Here is a 14834-nt window from a genome sequence, read left to right on the forward strand (position 1 = left end):
TCCAATACTATTATACACCAAATTATAAAAAAATTAAAGGATTGTTTAGAACTTAACATTATTAGATTAAGTTTAATAAAAGGAGTAAATTTTCTTTTATTATTTTGTTATTTTTTATTATAAGAACAAAGTTTTCATTTAAATTTGAAGATTCTTTAAAGATTTTATTTTCATATTTTGATTTAAAAACTTTAGCTTTTATATTGTTTTCAATTATTCCACTTTCTAATTCCAAAGTGATTTTTATTTCATCTTTATTGCTTGTAATACTGTAATTGCTTTCGTGAAAATTTATATCTATATTTTTTATATTAAAAAGTCTTATTATAAGATAATTTTTTTGAATATAAATTGTTTTTAAAATTCCTTTAAATTTCTTATTATTAATAGTTAAAATTTTGTTTAAAATGCTTTCTTTATACTCATAGATATAACTTAAAACTTTAAGGTCAATATAATTATGGTAAATCAGCTTTGACAGTATCTCTTTATCTTTAAGCTCTTGATACATCTTATAAATTTTAGGCATTTCTTGTTGATTAACATGGTCATGAACGTCAAATCCAAGTCTTTTTCCCAAATTAATAGCCTTTAGACTAGGTTCATCTAGAAAAAAGTTAAGTTTTTGGAATTGTCTATAAATATCTATATTTTGAAAATCAATTTTTAGAATATTGTATTTTTCCATTTTTTTTCTGATAAATGGAAAGTCAAACCTATCTCCATTGTATGAGATGACTTTTTTTGATTTTAAAAGCTCTTTTACTGTTAAAATCAGCTCTTTTTCTTCTGCTTCGTCTTCAATATAGTATTGAGAATAGATTAAATCTTTTCCTTTTTTCTCGCAAATTCCGAACATATACATAAAGTCTTTAGTTCTATTAAGACCTGTTGTTTCTATATCAAATAAAATATAATCTTCAAAATCAGAGTCAGTTTTTTCAATATTTACAACTTTTTTCATAACAACTCCTTTCTTAAATTTAAAAAAGAAAAAAAGTAGAGTCAAAACTCTACTTTTTTAATACTTCTACAGTAATAGAAATGGTGCAGGAAAGAGGACTTGAACCCCCACGTCAATGACACTAGATCCTAAGTCTAGCGCGTCTGCCAGTTCCGCCATTCCTGCATATATGGGGTGGATGATGGGATTCGAACCCATGACCTTCAGAGCCACAATCTGACGCCCTAACCAGCTAGGCCACACCCACCAAACTTTACATTCATTCTGAATGCCTGTATATTATATCAATTTATAAAAAATTTGTCAATACTTTTTTAAAAATTTTTAATATTTATATACAATGTTCATCTTTACATTTGTGATTACTATGTACTTCTTTGCTAGAATCTTTAATACATTCCAGCTCTTTTTCTGTGAGTTTTTCTTGACAATTTTTGCAAATACCTTTTATTTCTAAATGATGACCTGTTACGATAAAATCAGTTTTATGTTCAATATCGTCAATTAAGCTATGTATTGGGCAATGATTTATTGGAATTATTTTTTTGCATTTTTCACAAATTAAACTGTGGATATGTCCGCTATTTAATTGATAATATGTAGTTCCGTCTATTTCTGCAGTTCTTTTTGCAATATTTTTTTCGCAAAATTGATTCAATGCTCTATAGATACTTGAAATGCTAAATTTTTCGCCCTTTGTTGAGATAGCATTATAAATATCTTCAGCAGTTGTAGGAACTTCTCTTTTTTCTAATTCTTTTAGAATTGCTAATCTGTTTTTTGTAATTTTTAAGTCATTATCTTTTAGAATTTTCAAAAAAGCTTTTTTCATAAATACTCTCCTTTGCTTGATTTTTAGATGAAATGGGTATATAATACTGTATGTAAATGAGTGCTATTTGCAAATAAGTGCTCTTAAAAGGAGAAATTACGAAAAAATCATAACTAAAATCATTTCCTTTGCCATTATTATATCACTTTTTTCAGTATGTGGCAAAGCTAATGTAAATAATGAATAGAAAAAAATAAAGAATATATTCAACTTATGGAAAAAAATTTAAAAGCCACAGTTGAAGATACAAATAGGAGAATGATTTGAAAAATATTATTTCAATAAAAAATCTGTCTTTCTCTTACAGTGGAGGTATTAATGTTTTGGAAAATCTTTCTTTTGATATCAAAGAGAAAGATTTTATAGCTATAATCGGAGCAAATGGTAGTGGGAAATCTACTTTACTCAAATTGATTTTAAGGGAGCTTAATCCTTCAAGTGGAGAGATATTTATAGAAGATACGAATATTAAAAATTTTAAAGAATGGAATACAATTGGATATGTTCCACAGATAAATGCAAGCAATATACCTAATTTTCCCATAACTGCTATGGAGATTGTAACTTTAAATCTTTACGAAAAAATGGGCTTTTTTAAGTTTTCTAGAAAAAGCCATATTGAACTAGCAAAGAGGGCATTATCTCAAGTTAATATGCTTGATTTTGCCAATACACCTATAAATAAAATGAGTGGTGGACAACAACAGAGAATTATGATTGCAAAATCTTTGATAAATAATCCAAAGATTTTAATTTTTGATGAACCTACAACGGGAATTGACAAGGAAAGTAAAAATCAACTTTTTAAAATTTTAACTCATCTAAACAGAGTGCATGGAATTACAATTTTACTTGTAACTCACGAGCTTGAGATTATGAAAGATAATTTGACAAAGGTTGTGGAAATAAAAGATAAGAAAGTGGTGGTAAGGTAATGTTTCAACTTGAATTTATGAGAAGAGCTTTTTTAGTTGGAATTATGCTATCCATTGTTATACCTTGCATTGGGGTTGTTATGGTAAATAAGAGAAATTCTATGATAGGAGATGCTCTTTCCCATGTTTCTCTTGCGGGTGTTACAATTGGTCTTATTTTTAGAGTAAATCCGATTATTACTGCGATAATTTCCTGTGCGATTGCAAGTTTTTCCATAGAGATTATGAGAAGATATTTTCCGAAAAATTCGGATATATCAACAGCAATAATGATGAGTTTAGGAATTGGACTTGCTGCAGTTCTTTCTGATTTCGTAAAGGGGGCAGCCAATTTTAACAGTTTTTTATTTGGGAGTATTGTGGCTATAAGTGATTTTGAAGTTATTTTAGTTACATTGGTATTTTTTATTGTAATAACAGTTTTCACAGTGCTTTACAAGGCTTTATTATATGTTTCTTTTGATGAAGTCGGAGCAAGACTTGCAGGAATTAAAGTTCAAACTGTAAATATAATTTTTACATTTTTAATTTCTCTTTCTATTTCTATCGCTTCAAGAACTGTTGGAGTTTTAATGGTTTCTTCTCTTATGGTTGTTCCTGTAGCCTGTGCTTTAAGAGTTTCAAAATCTTATTTTCAAACTGTTATTTACTCTATATTATTTGGAATGACTTTTACAATAGCAGGAATTGTAATTTCATTTTATCAAGGATTAAAACCCGGCGGAACAATGGTATTAACCGGAATTGCCGTGCTTTTTATAATAGTAATTTTTCAAAATTTAAGAAAGCTATTAAAAATTTAAAGAAAATCATATTGGTTTTCTTTTTTCTTGCACTATTTTTATAACTTAATTTGTGGTAAAATATAGTTGTGTTAAAATTAATTTATGGAGAGATAATATGATTTTTGTTGAAAATAAAAATTTTGATCCTGCATTAAATCATGCAATCGAGCTTTATCTAATGGAAAATTATGATGAAGATATTTTTATGCTTTGGAGAAATAGACCTTGTATTTTGATTGGAAGATATCAAAATATTGATTTGGAAGTAAATTTAGATTTTACAAATGCAAATAATATGGATGTAATTAGAAGATTATCCGGTGGTGGTGCAATATATTGTGATACGGAAAATATGCAATATAGTTTTATAACTAAAAAAACCGGAGATGATGTAGATTCTTCTTTTAAAAAATTTGCAAAGCCTGTTGTTAATTTCTTGAAATCTTTGGGACTTAATGCAGAGTTTACAGGAAGAAATGATATTCAAATAGACGGAGCAAAGGTAAGTGGGAATGCTCAATATCAAAATAAAGAAAAGATTTTACATCATGGAACTTTTTTGTTTAAAGCAAATCTGTATAATTTAACTAATTCTTTAAAATCGAGAGATATAAAATTTAAAGGTAAAGCTGTTCAATCGGTAAGATCCAGAGTTGGATTTATAGGCGATATGATTGAATTGAATGTTGAAAATTTTATGGATAAAGCGATAGAATATATAAAAGAAGAATACAAAATTACAGGTACTACGATTTTAACTGAAGAAGAGATGGAAAAAATCTATGAAATTAGAGATTCTCTTTTTGCTACAAAAGATTGGAATTATGGAAATGGCTCTTTAAAAAAGAACAGAAAAGCCGAAAAATATTCCTGTGGAGTTGTAGAAATTGGACTTGATATTGAAAATGGACGGATTAAAGACATTTCAATTGAAGGGGATTTCTTCAGTGAATTGGGTATAGATAAATTGTGTAGTATATTAAGAGGAGTTCAATGTTCTAAAGAGTCAATTGAAGAAGCCCTTAAAGATATTGAGCTTGACAGATATATTAAGTCAATGGATAAAGAAGTCTTTATTGATGATATAATTAAATTGTTTTAAGAGGTGTAATATGCTAAGAAAAAAAGCAGAAATAATGAGAAAACCTGAATGGTTAAAACTAAAAATTCAGGGAGACAAGAATACAACTGATGTTGAAAGTATGGTTGAAGGTTTAAACTTACATACTGTTTGTCATGAAGCAAATTGTCCTAATAAGATGGAATGTTATTCAAGAAGGACTGCGACTTTCATGATTTTAGGGAGAAATTGTACGAGAAATTGTACTTTTTGCAACGTAACAAGACATACTCCGGATCCTGTGGATTTGAATGAACCTGAAAATCTTGCTAAAGCTGTTCAAATTTTAGGATTAAAACATGCTGTAGTAACATCAGTAACAAGAGATGATTTACCGGATGAAGGAGCAAATCAATTTGCAGAAGTTGTAAGACAATGTAGAAAGTATAATCCTGAAACTACAATAGAACTTTTAATTCCGGATATGTCAGGAAGAAAAGAATTAATGGATATTATCTATGAAACAAAACCTGATGTTTTAAACCACAATGTTGAAACAATTCCGGCGTTTTATCCAAAGGTAAGACCTGCTGCAAACTTTCAAAGAAGTTTAGAGGTTTTAAAATATGCAAAGGAATGTGGACTTAAAACAAAATCAGGACTTATGGTAGGTTTTGGAGAAACGGAAGAACAAGTTGTTGAAGTTTTCAAGGCTCTTAGAGATGTAGGATGCGATATGGTAACTGTGGGACAATATTTACAACCTACAAAATTCCATATTGCCGTTAAAGAATATGTACATCCTCAACAATTTGATAGATATAGAGATATAGCTTTTAAGATGGGATTTTTAAGAGTAAATTCAGGTCCGTTGGTAAGAAGTTCATATCACGCAGAAGCACTTTAATTATAGAACTCATTTTTACAATTGTGAAAATGAGTTTTTTAATATAAAAGAACAAGTGTAGTATATACTTTATATATTAAAACGAAGAAAATATCGTGAAATGGTGGGGTTGTTTTTGTAAAACAACCAAGACACTATATTTATTAAATAATTTGTGGTAAAATAAATGTAACTTGTGACTATGAGGTGTTTTATGAAAGAGTTTTATATTAATTCAAGTATTGATGACAAAAGCTTATATTGTGTCGATTTTTCGGAAAATTTAAAAAACCCTAATTTAATTGTGCAAATTTGTCACGGAATGGAAGAACATATAAGAAGATATAAAGACTTTGCTCAATTTTTGGAAAAACAGGGAATTAGAGTCTTTGGAATGGACAATAGAGGACATGGAAAAACTTGTGAAGATGAAGGACTAAAAGGGCATATTGCAGATGAAGATGGATATATCAAATTGGTTGAAGATGTTCATGACCTTAATAAATATATTAAAAAAGAATTTCCGGATAAACAAATTGTAATATTTGGACATAGTATGGGTTCGCTTATCGTTAGAAATTTTTTGAATAAATATTCTGATTGTGTAGATGGAGCGATTATTTGTGGAACTACTGAACTTTGTGGTATAAAACATAGAATAGGAATATTATTAGCTAAAGTTTTGAGTGGAAAAAACGGGACTAAAAAGAGTGCTTTTATAAACAAACTTGCCTTTAAAGGATATAATTCCAGAATAAAAAATAAAAGTACCGATTTCGATTGGCTTACAAGAGATGAAAAAGCGGTTGAAGATTATATTTTAGATAAAGATTGTGGATTTTTATGTACAAATACTTTCTATTTGGATTTGTTAACCTTGATAAAAGAGATGTCTTATAAAAAGAATGTTGAAAATATAAATAAAGATTTACCTATTCTTTTTATTTCCGGAAAAGCTGATCCGGTAGGAGATTATGGTAAAGGTGTTTTAGAAAGTTATAGATTGTACAAAAAAGTTGGAATGAAAAATGTAAAAATAAAACTCTATGCACAAATGAGACATGAAATCTTAAATGAAATTGGAAAAGAGAAGGTATATCTTGATATCTATAAATTTTTAGAAAGTATATATGAAAATAACTAAGAGCGAACAAAGAGGAGTTATATTAAAAGTTACTCCTCTTTGATTTTAACTGCTATTTATTGGAGGTAAATCGTTGAAAAAAAGACCGGAGTTTCAAGAAATTAAAACTTTTGAAGAATTTTGTAAGTATTATTGGTATCGTGAAGAACTTTCTCAAATATGTAAATTACTAGGTTTAGAATATAGAGGAACGAAGCAAGAACTCAATTGTACTATTGAGGAGTATTTTAAAGGAAATTTGATAAAAAAGTTAAAAAGAAAAAAAGAAAATAAACAAGTAGAGAATATCACTTTAGATACGCCATTACTTGAGTGCGGTTTTTCCTTTAATACAAAGTTTAGAGAATACTTTTCTAGCTTAACAGGAATTTCACCATTTAAATTTAATGCTGATATGGCGACATCTTGGAGAAAAGTAAAAAAAGATAAAGATTTGAATTTTACAATTAAGGATATGCTAAATGTGTATTATGGAAAATCTGATTATGCAAAGTATGATAATTCAGTTTGTGAATGGAATCAATTTTTAAAAGACTTTTGCTCAGATAAATCTAGTTTAGACTATTCGAATAAGTTAAAAGTTGCTTCTATTCTTTGGAAAGAGGCTAAAGATTCAAAAAACGAAAAAAAATATTCGAGAGAATTGTTGGATAAGTATTCTCGTAAAGTAAAGGAATATCGAAAATAAATACCTGTTAATCAGACTAATAAAGGAATATTAAATCGTAAAGAATTGTTATTCCTTTTTTAAAATTAAATTGAGAATATTAGCTAATAAATAGATATTGACAAAAGAATTATTTACTGTTATTATATTGATGTGATATTGATAACTCAAAGAGAAAGTGCACATAGGGTTCCGAAGATTTTTCTTGCAGGTCCAAGCTGTGCAGGTGCTATGCACTACACCTAAGGGAGAAAAGCCCAGAAGGTAGGTTTCGCTTGAAGCCTACTTTTTGGGCGTTTATTTTTTGGCTGTTAATTTTTTAAGAGTTATTTTTTTGTTTTTTAAAATTTTTTTAGGAGGAATTATGAGTACATTTTTTGAAAACTTTTTCAAACTCAAAGAACACAAAACATCTGTTAGAACAGAAGTTTTAGCAGGTATTACTACCTTTATGACTATGGCGTACATATTAGTTGTAAACCCTGCGATTTTATCTGAAGCTGGAATGGATAAGGGGGCCGTATTTACAACAACAGCTATTGCATCATTTATAGGAACAGTCATAATGGCACTTCTTGCTAATTATCCTTTTGCATTAGCTCCTGGTATGGGTTTAAATGCATACTTTGCTTATACAATAGTAATTGGTAAAGGATATAGTTGGCAATTTGCATTAACAGCTGTTTTATTAGAAGGTATTGTATTTTTAATTTTAACTTTTACAAAGGTTAGAGAAATGATTGTAAATGCTATGCCATATTCACTTAAACAAGCAGTAAGTGCAGGTATCGGTATCTTTATCGCATTTTTAGGATTATATCAAGCGGGACTTGTTAAACAAGGAAAGGGAATACCTCTTGATCTTGGAACAATTACAAGTGCGACATCATTAATCACAATTTTTGGTATCTTATTTACTATTTTCTTACTTGTAAAAAAAGTTCCGGGAGCAATTCTATTTGGAATGATAGCTACTACAATAGTATCAATAATCTGTGGGGTTTCTGAACTTCCAAAGGCTGTCATAGGAAAGCCTTCAAGTATTGCACCTATATTTATGAAATTTGATTTCAGTAAAATTTTATCCACAGAAATGTTTGTAGCTCTTTTTGCTTTTCTATTCGTTGATTTATTCGACACGGTTGGAACTTTAGTAGGAGTTGCATCAAAGGCTGATATGTTGGATAAAGACGGCAATTTACCTAAAGCAAGACAAGCACTTTTTGCAGATTCAATAGGAACAACAGTAGGAGCAATGCTTGGAACATCAACAGTAACTACATTTGTTGAAAGTGCAGCGGGAGTTGCTGAAGGTGGAAGAACAGGGCTTACAGCGATAGTAACAGCTTGCCTTTTCCTACTAGCTTTAATTTTTCAACCTATTTTTGCGGTTATTCCAACTTATGCGACATCTTCTGCATTAATCGTAGTAGGATTATTTATGATTACAGGGGTTAAGAAAATTAACTTTGACGATTATACAGAAGCACTACCAGCATTTTTGACTATTATTATGATGCCTCTATCATACTCAATAGCAAATGGAATTGTTTTTGGGATAGTTTCTTATGCAATATTAAAATTAATCTCAGGTAGAGGAAAAGAAGTTTCTCCAGTAGTATATATTTTAGCTTTACTATTCATATTAAAATTCGTAGCAGAAGCATTTATGTAATAAAAAAATATTATTATTTAAAAATGGGTCTTTAAGACTCATTTTTTTAGTTGATTATTTAAACAAAATATAGTATAATCTAACTTATGTTTAATTGAATTAACTAATAATATTATGAGGTGAAAGAATGATAAGTGTAATAGATTTAAGTTTGAGTTTTCAAGGGCAAAAACTTTTTGATGATGTAAATTTATCTTTTACTCCGGGAAATTGTTATGGGGTAATTGGTGCAAATGGTGCTGGAAAGTCAACTTTTCTTAAGATTTTAGAGGGAAGACTTGAACCTGATACCGGAAGTGTTTCTATAAAACCGAATACTCGTATGAGTTTTTTGGAACAAGATCACTTTAAGTTTGAAGATGAAAAAGTAATTGATGTTGTAATTATGGGAAATGCTCGTTTAATGGAAATCATTAGAGAAAAAGAAGCAATTTATGCAAAGGAAGATTTTTCAGATGAAGACGGGATTTTAGCTTCCGAACTTGAAGCGGAATTTGCCGATATGGACGGCTGGAGCGCAGAGGCAAATGCTTCTTCTCTTTTACAAGGTCTCGGTATTGGAACTGAATTACACGAGAAAAAGATGAGTGAACTTTCAGGTAAGGAAAAAGTTAAAGTTTTACTTGCAAAGGCCCTTTTTGGAAATCCTGAAATTTTAATCCTTGACGAACCTACAAATGACTTGGATATTAAGAGCATTTTATGGCTTGAAAATTTCCTTATGGACTATGAGGGAACTGTAATTGTAGTTAGCCATGACAGATATTTTTTAAATAATATCTGTACTCATATGGTGGATATTGATTTTAGAAAGATTAAGATTTTTGTTGGTAACTATGATTTCTGGTATGAATCAAGTCAACTTGCAGCACAGATGTTAAAAGACCAAAATAAGAAAAAAGAAGATAAAATTAAAGAATTACAAAACTTTATTGCAAGATTCTCTGCAAATAAGAGTAAGTCAAAACAAGCTACAAGTCGTAAGAAATTACTTGATAAAATTCAAATTGAAGATATTCAACCTTCTACAAGACGTTATCCTTTTGTAGGCTTTGAAATGGAAAGAGAAGTTGGAAATCAAATTTTAGAAGTGAATGAAATTTCAAAGACAGTAGAAGGAAGACTTGTTTTAGACAAAGTTTCATTTATGGTAAATAAAAATGATAAAATTGGGTTTATCGGAGATGAACTTGCAATTACAACTCTTTTTAAAATTTTAGCAGGAGAGATGGAAGCTGATAGTGGTAGTTTTAAATGGGGAGTTACTACTTCAAGATCTTATTTTCCAAAGGACAATACAGAATTTTTCAAAGACACTCCATATAATTTGATTGACTGGTTAAGACAATATTCGACAGAGCAATCCGAAATTTATATTAGAGGATTTTTGGGAAGAATGTTGTTCTCAGGAGATGAGGCTTTAAAACCTGCGCAAAAACTTTCAGGTGGAGAAAAAGTTAGAATGATGTTATCATATATGATGCTTAAGAATTCTAATGTTTTAATCCTTGATCAACCAACAAATCATTTGGATCTTGAAAGTATTATCAGTTTGAATAATGGGCTTAAAGCATTTAAGGGAAATATCTTATTTGCAAGTCACGATACTGAATTTATGAATACAATCGCAAATAGAATTATTCACATTGAAGAAAATATATTTGAAGATAGACTTATGACTTATCAAGAATATATTGACAGATTCGTAGAAGGTCAATAAAAATTTGAAACTAAATAAATTTAAAGAAAAAATCCGAGCGACTAAACTCGGATTTTTCTTTTAAAAAAATTCTATAGAAGGCTATTCAGCTTTATCTTTTAAGTAAAATTTTCCTTCAGTATGGAAGAATTCATCTTTTGCCTTTTTGATTTTTCCACTCATAAGTATTATTCCAATCATATTAGGAATAACTACAAGACCTAATGTTAAGTCTAGGAAAACTCCTGCATGTTCAAATGAAAGAACTGCTGCTAAAACTATCATAATAGTTGCAACAAATCTCATAATTTTTCCTACTTTTGTTCCGAATAGATATTCTGCAAGTTTTTCAACATAGAATACTATTACGATTATTGTTGAAAGAACGAATAAAAACAATGAGATTGAAACTACTGCACTACCGATATTTCCAAAGATTGAGTTGAATGCTCTTTCAACAGCTATAGATTTATATTCAGGATTTTTCCATATTCCTGTTGTTAAAACAATAAGTGCAGACATTGTACAAACTACTATTGTATCTACAAATACTTCAAAAACTCCCCACATTCCTTGTCTTGCAGGATGATCTGTTATTGCAGTTGAATGTGCATAAGGTGCAGAACCCATACCTGATTCGTTTGAGTAAACACCACGAGCAACTCCATTTGTTATTGCCTTTTTCACAGCCCAACCTGTAGCTCCACCGGCTATGGCTGTAGGATTAAAAGCACCGACAAAAATCATTTTAAATGCTTCAGGAACTTTATTTATATTAATTGCAAGAACTATAACTCCAAAGATTAAATAAATTAATGCCATAAATGGAACCAATTTTTCAGTTACTTGTCCAATTCTCTTAATTCCACCATAAACTACCAATATTACTAAGAAGAATATAAATCCTATAGCAATGTATTTGTGAATTCCTAATTGTCCTAAAGGTCCTGCTGCAGCAAGTGTTTGTAATGTAATTGAAGGTAAAATTTCAATCATAAAGAAAAATGCTACAAGTGAACCTAAAATTTTTCCGGCTTTTCCACCAATACCATGTTGTAAGTAGTAACAAGCACCACCAACAAACTCGCCTTCTTCGTTCTTTTGTCTGTAAAGAATACCAAGTACAATTTCACCGAATTTTGTTGCTTGACCTACTATAGCAGTAATCCACATCCAAAGTATAGAACCGGGACCTGCTATAAAAATAATTGAAGGTACAACAACTATATTTGCAGCACCAATAGATGAAGCAAGAGCAGCAGTTGCAGCTTGGAAAGGTGAAACAGTTCCTTCACCGGATTTGTTTTTACTAAACATTTTCCCAAAAGTTTGTTTCATAATATAAGGAAAATAACGAATTTGGAAAAATCCCAATCTAAATGTTAAAAAAATACCGCCACCTACTAATAATATCATTAGAGGAGGTCCCCAAAGCCAATTGGCAAATTTTGATAATACAGAAATCAATGAATCCATAAAAAATCCCCCTTTCAATTTTCGAAAAACACTATATTGTAATAATGTTTTCCTTAAGAATATTATACAACTTTAATTTCAAAAAATAGGGACATAAATAGAATATAGTTTTGTAAATAATGGTAAATTAAATTAGTAAATTTTAATGAAAATTCTAAAAAAATTTTGAAAAACTAAATATATTATATTGAATATTTGAGTTGATTTTACACTAAAATTATATCAAATTTTCCTTTGCTAACAATATAAGATTTATTGAAAATCTATAAGATATAAGTTAAAAGCGGATATTGAATACAATTAGAGCTTATAGTATAATTATTAATGTAATATTAATTTAAAGAGGTTTTAATATGTCTGATTTTTTTAGGTATTTTTGGATAGGATTTAAAGATATGTGGCAATATAGTATTACAAGAAATGCTTTGATATTTCTTTCTGTTGCTTTTTTTATTATAATATTTCGTAGATTTTCAATAGTAGTTCGAAGTGGTGGAAGTGTTTTTAGACCTTATCATATTTCAAATGGAAATTTTTATATACATAATGCACTTTATATTTTTGATAGAGTTATTCCTTTAAAAGAAATAAGATCAATTGATGTGAATAGCCTTAGAGCGGTAAAGCTTAATGGAAGAAGATATATGCTAACAATTCAGTTGAAAAATGGGAAGAGTAGAGGTATTATATTCGGTAAAAATAAAGCTAATAGTGAGTTGGTTAAAAGTTTAAAAAAAGAAACCCAAAAATATAATATCAAAATTCATACTGTTTATTTTGATTAGTTAAGATAAGGAGAGAATATGAAAAAGATAAAATTTCATAGTATCTATTATAGATTTATATTATTTATATTTGCTTTTGCAATTCTCGTTATAAATATGATAATAGCTGATAAAAATGCAATAATACAATTCTTTAATTTTAATTTAAAACTATGGCAATTAAACTATTTTTTCATTGGAATTTTTCTTATAATTATTATAGTTTTTTCTATTGTTGGTTGGAAATTTTATATATGTAAAGAAGGAATATACCTAAGAAAAATAGATTTACTAATTCCTTGGGATGATGTTGATGCTGTTAGTCATGTTTGGATTAATGAATGGAGTATAAGACCTAACGGAAGACAATATTTGTATAATAGAAAATCATTAGTAATTTACAGAAAAGACTATAAACCTATTTGTATTTATAATATATCCATATTAGCTTTATACACGATAAAAGTTTTAAGACCTAGTATTAAAACAAATATTATCATTTCTACATTGGCTACTATTTTTAATATAGCAGTTAATTTTGGGATACTTTATTATATTTTTTATAGAAAATTGGAATTTATAGATATAAAAGTATTTTTAATTTTTATTAGTACTTATGCTATTAAGAGCTTGATAGTACCACTAATAATGGTTATGTACGAAAACAAAATACATGGAAAATACCTATTTCATGATACTGCATATAACAAAAATGAATCAAGAGTAATACATATTTAATTATTACAGCATAGTATTTAAAAAAGTAGCCTACTTCTGTAAGCTACTTTTTCTTTAAATAATTTTAAAATTTTATTGCAGAGTATGAATACAGAGGATATTCTATTTCTTTTCCTTCGTTAAAATATGCTCCGGCTCCATAAACCCAGTTCGGATTTTTTAAAAGTGTTCTTCCTTGGTAAATCATATCACAGGCATCACTTTGAAGTAAATACTCACATAAACCATAGTCTTCTAAAAGACCGACTGTGGAAACTGTAAGGGCTGCTTTTTTAATTTCTCTACTTAATTCTGCTTGATATCCGGGATAAACTAGTGGACTTTTTGGAACAACACCACCGCTTGAAATACTGTTGAAAACTACTCCATCTTCTTTTGCAAGTTTTAGAATTTTTATAATATCTTCTAAAGAATTTCCATTTTCATCATATTCATTAGCAGAAACTCTAATATGAACATCAATGTCAATATTTTTAATTTCTTTTAAAATATCTCCTAAAAATTTATATCTTTTTTCTAAACTACCACCATATTCGTCATTTCTTTGATTTGATAGGGGAGATAAAAATTGATTAATTAAATACCCATGTGCTCCGTGAATTTCTACAAAGTCAAAACCTGCTTGTTTTGCAAGTTTTACAGAATTTACATAATCTTTTTGTAAAGATATAATTTCATCTTTAGTCAATTCTCTTGGAGCTTTTTCGTCTGAAAAAGGAATTGCACTTGGTGCAATAATATCATCATAAGATGAATCTGCTTTTCTTCCGGCATGGCTTAATTGAATTCCGATTTTACAATTATAATTATGAACTCTTTCAACAAGTTCTTTAAAAGCTTTCATTTGAATTTCATTATATAATCCTAAATCTACTTTTCTAATTCCACCTGTAGGATTAACCATTGTTGCTTCAACAATTATTCCTGCAACACCACCTAAAGCTCTTGCCACATAGTGATCAAAATGCTCTTTAGTTAAAACTCCATCAACGGTTTTTGTATGAAACATACACATTGGAGCCATAACAACTCTATTTTTAAATTTATTTCTACCTATTTCCATAGGGCTTAAAAGTTTACTCATAATAACCTCCTATATTTTTCTGAATAATTTATACCCTATTTTTTAGATAATGATTATTTATTAAAATATTTCTTAAAAAATAGTTTAAAAATAGGTAAGAAAAAAGCCGTTATTTTCATAACAGC

At 28.8% G+C, this 14834-nt stretch carries 14 protein-coding genes and 2 tRNA genes; 10 read left to right on the forward strand and 6 right to left on the reverse strand.

Annotation, left to right across the window (positions count from 1 at the left end):
• Positions 1–61 precede the first annotated feature (61 nt).
• From ACMX2D_RS03740 to ACMX2D_RS03755, 4 genes are all read right to left on the reverse strand, one after another.
• Positions 62–964, reverse strand: coding sequence for a ribonuclease H-like domain-containing protein (locus ACMX2D_RS03740; RefSeq protein ID WP_414972751.1), 903 nt, complete (start codon positions 962–964; stop codon positions 62–64).
• An 81-nt stretch (positions 965–1045) separates the two neighbouring features.
• Positions 1046–1129, reverse strand: a tRNA-Leu gene (locus tag ACMX2D_RS03745).
• A gap of 5 nt (positions 1130–1134) precedes the next feature.
• A tRNA-His gene (locus ACMX2D_RS03750) sits at positions 1135–1211 on the reverse strand.
• Positions 1212–1295: 84 nt separating this feature from the next.
• Positions 1296–1796, reverse strand: coding sequence for a Fur family transcriptional regulator (locus ACMX2D_RS03755; protein WP_414971401.1), 501 nt, complete (start codon positions 1794–1796; stop codon positions 1296–1298).
• A gap of 263 nt (positions 1797–2059) precedes the next feature.
• On the opposite strand from ACMX2D_RS03755, the gene ACMX2D_RS03760 reads away from it, so the two are divergent.
• The 8 genes from ACMX2D_RS03760 (at position 2060) to ACMX2D_RS03795 (ending at position 10668) form a co-directional block, all read left to right on the forward strand.
• The gene (locus tag ACMX2D_RS03760; RefSeq protein ID WP_414972752.1) at positions 2060–2731 is read left to right on the forward strand and encodes a metal ABC transporter ATP-binding protein; all 672 of its coding nucleotides are present in this window, start codon (positions 2060–2062) and stop codon (positions 2729–2731) included.
• A complete protein-coding gene (locus ACMX2D_RS03765; RefSeq protein ID WP_414972753.1) occupies positions 2731–3534 on the forward strand; it encodes a metal ABC transporter permease in 804 nt (267 codons plus the stop codon). The genes ACMX2D_RS03760 and ACMX2D_RS03765 overlap by 1 nt, the downstream gene beginning before the upstream one ends.
• Positions 3535–3631: 97 nt before the next feature.
• On the forward strand, positions 3632–4618 hold the full coding sequence (gene lplA / locus ACMX2D_RS03770; RefSeq protein ID WP_414972754.1) for a lipoate--protein ligase: 987 nt from the start codon (positions 3632–3634) through the stop codon (positions 4616–4618).
• A gap of 10 nt (positions 4619–4628) precedes the next feature.
• Positions 4629–5483 carry a lipoyl synthase gene (gene lipA, locus ACMX2D_RS03775; RefSeq protein ID WP_414972755.1) on the forward strand — a complete coding sequence of 285 codons (855 nt, stop codon included), beginning with the start codon at positions 4629–4631 and terminating at the stop codon, positions 5481–5483.
• Between the two features lie 193 nt (positions 5484–5676).
• Entirely contained in the window at positions 5677–6606 is a 930-nt protein-coding gene (locus ACMX2D_RS03780; protein ID WP_414972756.1) for an alpha/beta hydrolase, read from the forward strand.
• Between the two features lie 73 nt (positions 6607–6679).
• Positions 6680–7294, forward strand: coding sequence for an SAP domain-containing protein (locus ACMX2D_RS03785; protein ID WP_414972757.1), 615 nt, complete (start codon positions 6680–6682; stop codon positions 7292–7294).
• 343 nt (positions 7295–7637) lie between these two features.
• Positions 7638–8948: an NCS2 family permease gene (locus ACMX2D_RS03790; RefSeq protein ID WP_414972758.1), complete on the forward strand. Its 1311-nt coding sequence runs from the start codon at positions 7638–7640 to the stop codon at positions 8946–8948.
• 127 nt (positions 8949–9075) lie between these two features.
• Positions 9076–10668 (forward strand): ABC-F family ATP-binding cassette domain-containing protein, encoded by a 1593-nt coding sequence (locus ACMX2D_RS03795; protein ID WP_414972759.1) that lies wholly within the window; start codon positions 9076–9078, stop codon positions 10666–10668.
• A gap of 81 nt (positions 10669–10749) precedes the next feature.
• On the opposite strand, the gene ACMX2D_RS03800 is transcribed toward ACMX2D_RS03795, so the two are convergent.
• Positions 10750–12123, reverse strand: coding sequence for an alanine/glycine:cation symporter family protein (locus ACMX2D_RS03800; RefSeq protein ID WP_009448201.1), 1374 nt, complete (start codon positions 12121–12123; stop codon positions 10750–10752).
• A 353-nt stretch (positions 12124–12476) separates the two neighbouring features.
• Here ACMX2D_RS03800 and ACMX2D_RS03805 point away from each other — a divergent pair, with 353 nt between their 5' ends.
• Complete coding sequence (locus ACMX2D_RS03805; RefSeq protein ID WP_414972761.1) at positions 12477–12908, forward strand: hypothetical protein; 432 nt, start codon at positions 12477–12479, stop codon at positions 12906–12908.
• 18 nt (positions 12909–12926) lie between these two features.
• Positions 12927–13625, forward strand: coding sequence for a hypothetical protein (locus ACMX2D_RS03810; protein ID WP_414972762.1), 699 nt, complete (start codon positions 12927–12929; stop codon positions 13623–13625).
• A gap of 64 nt (positions 13626–13689) precedes the next feature.
• Here ACMX2D_RS03810 and ACMX2D_RS03815 read toward each other — a convergent pair whose 3' ends face one another.
• On the reverse strand, positions 13690–14709 hold the full coding sequence (locus tag ACMX2D_RS03815) for an oxidoreductase (RefSeq protein ID WP_414972763.1): 1020 nt from the start codon (positions 14707–14709) through the stop codon (positions 13690–13692).
• Positions 14710–14834 lie beyond the last annotated feature (125 nt).

Source organism: Parvimonas oralis, assembly GCF_047608425.1.
Classification (GTDB): Bacteria; Bacillota; Clostridia; order Tissierellales; family Peptoniphilaceae; genus Parvimonas.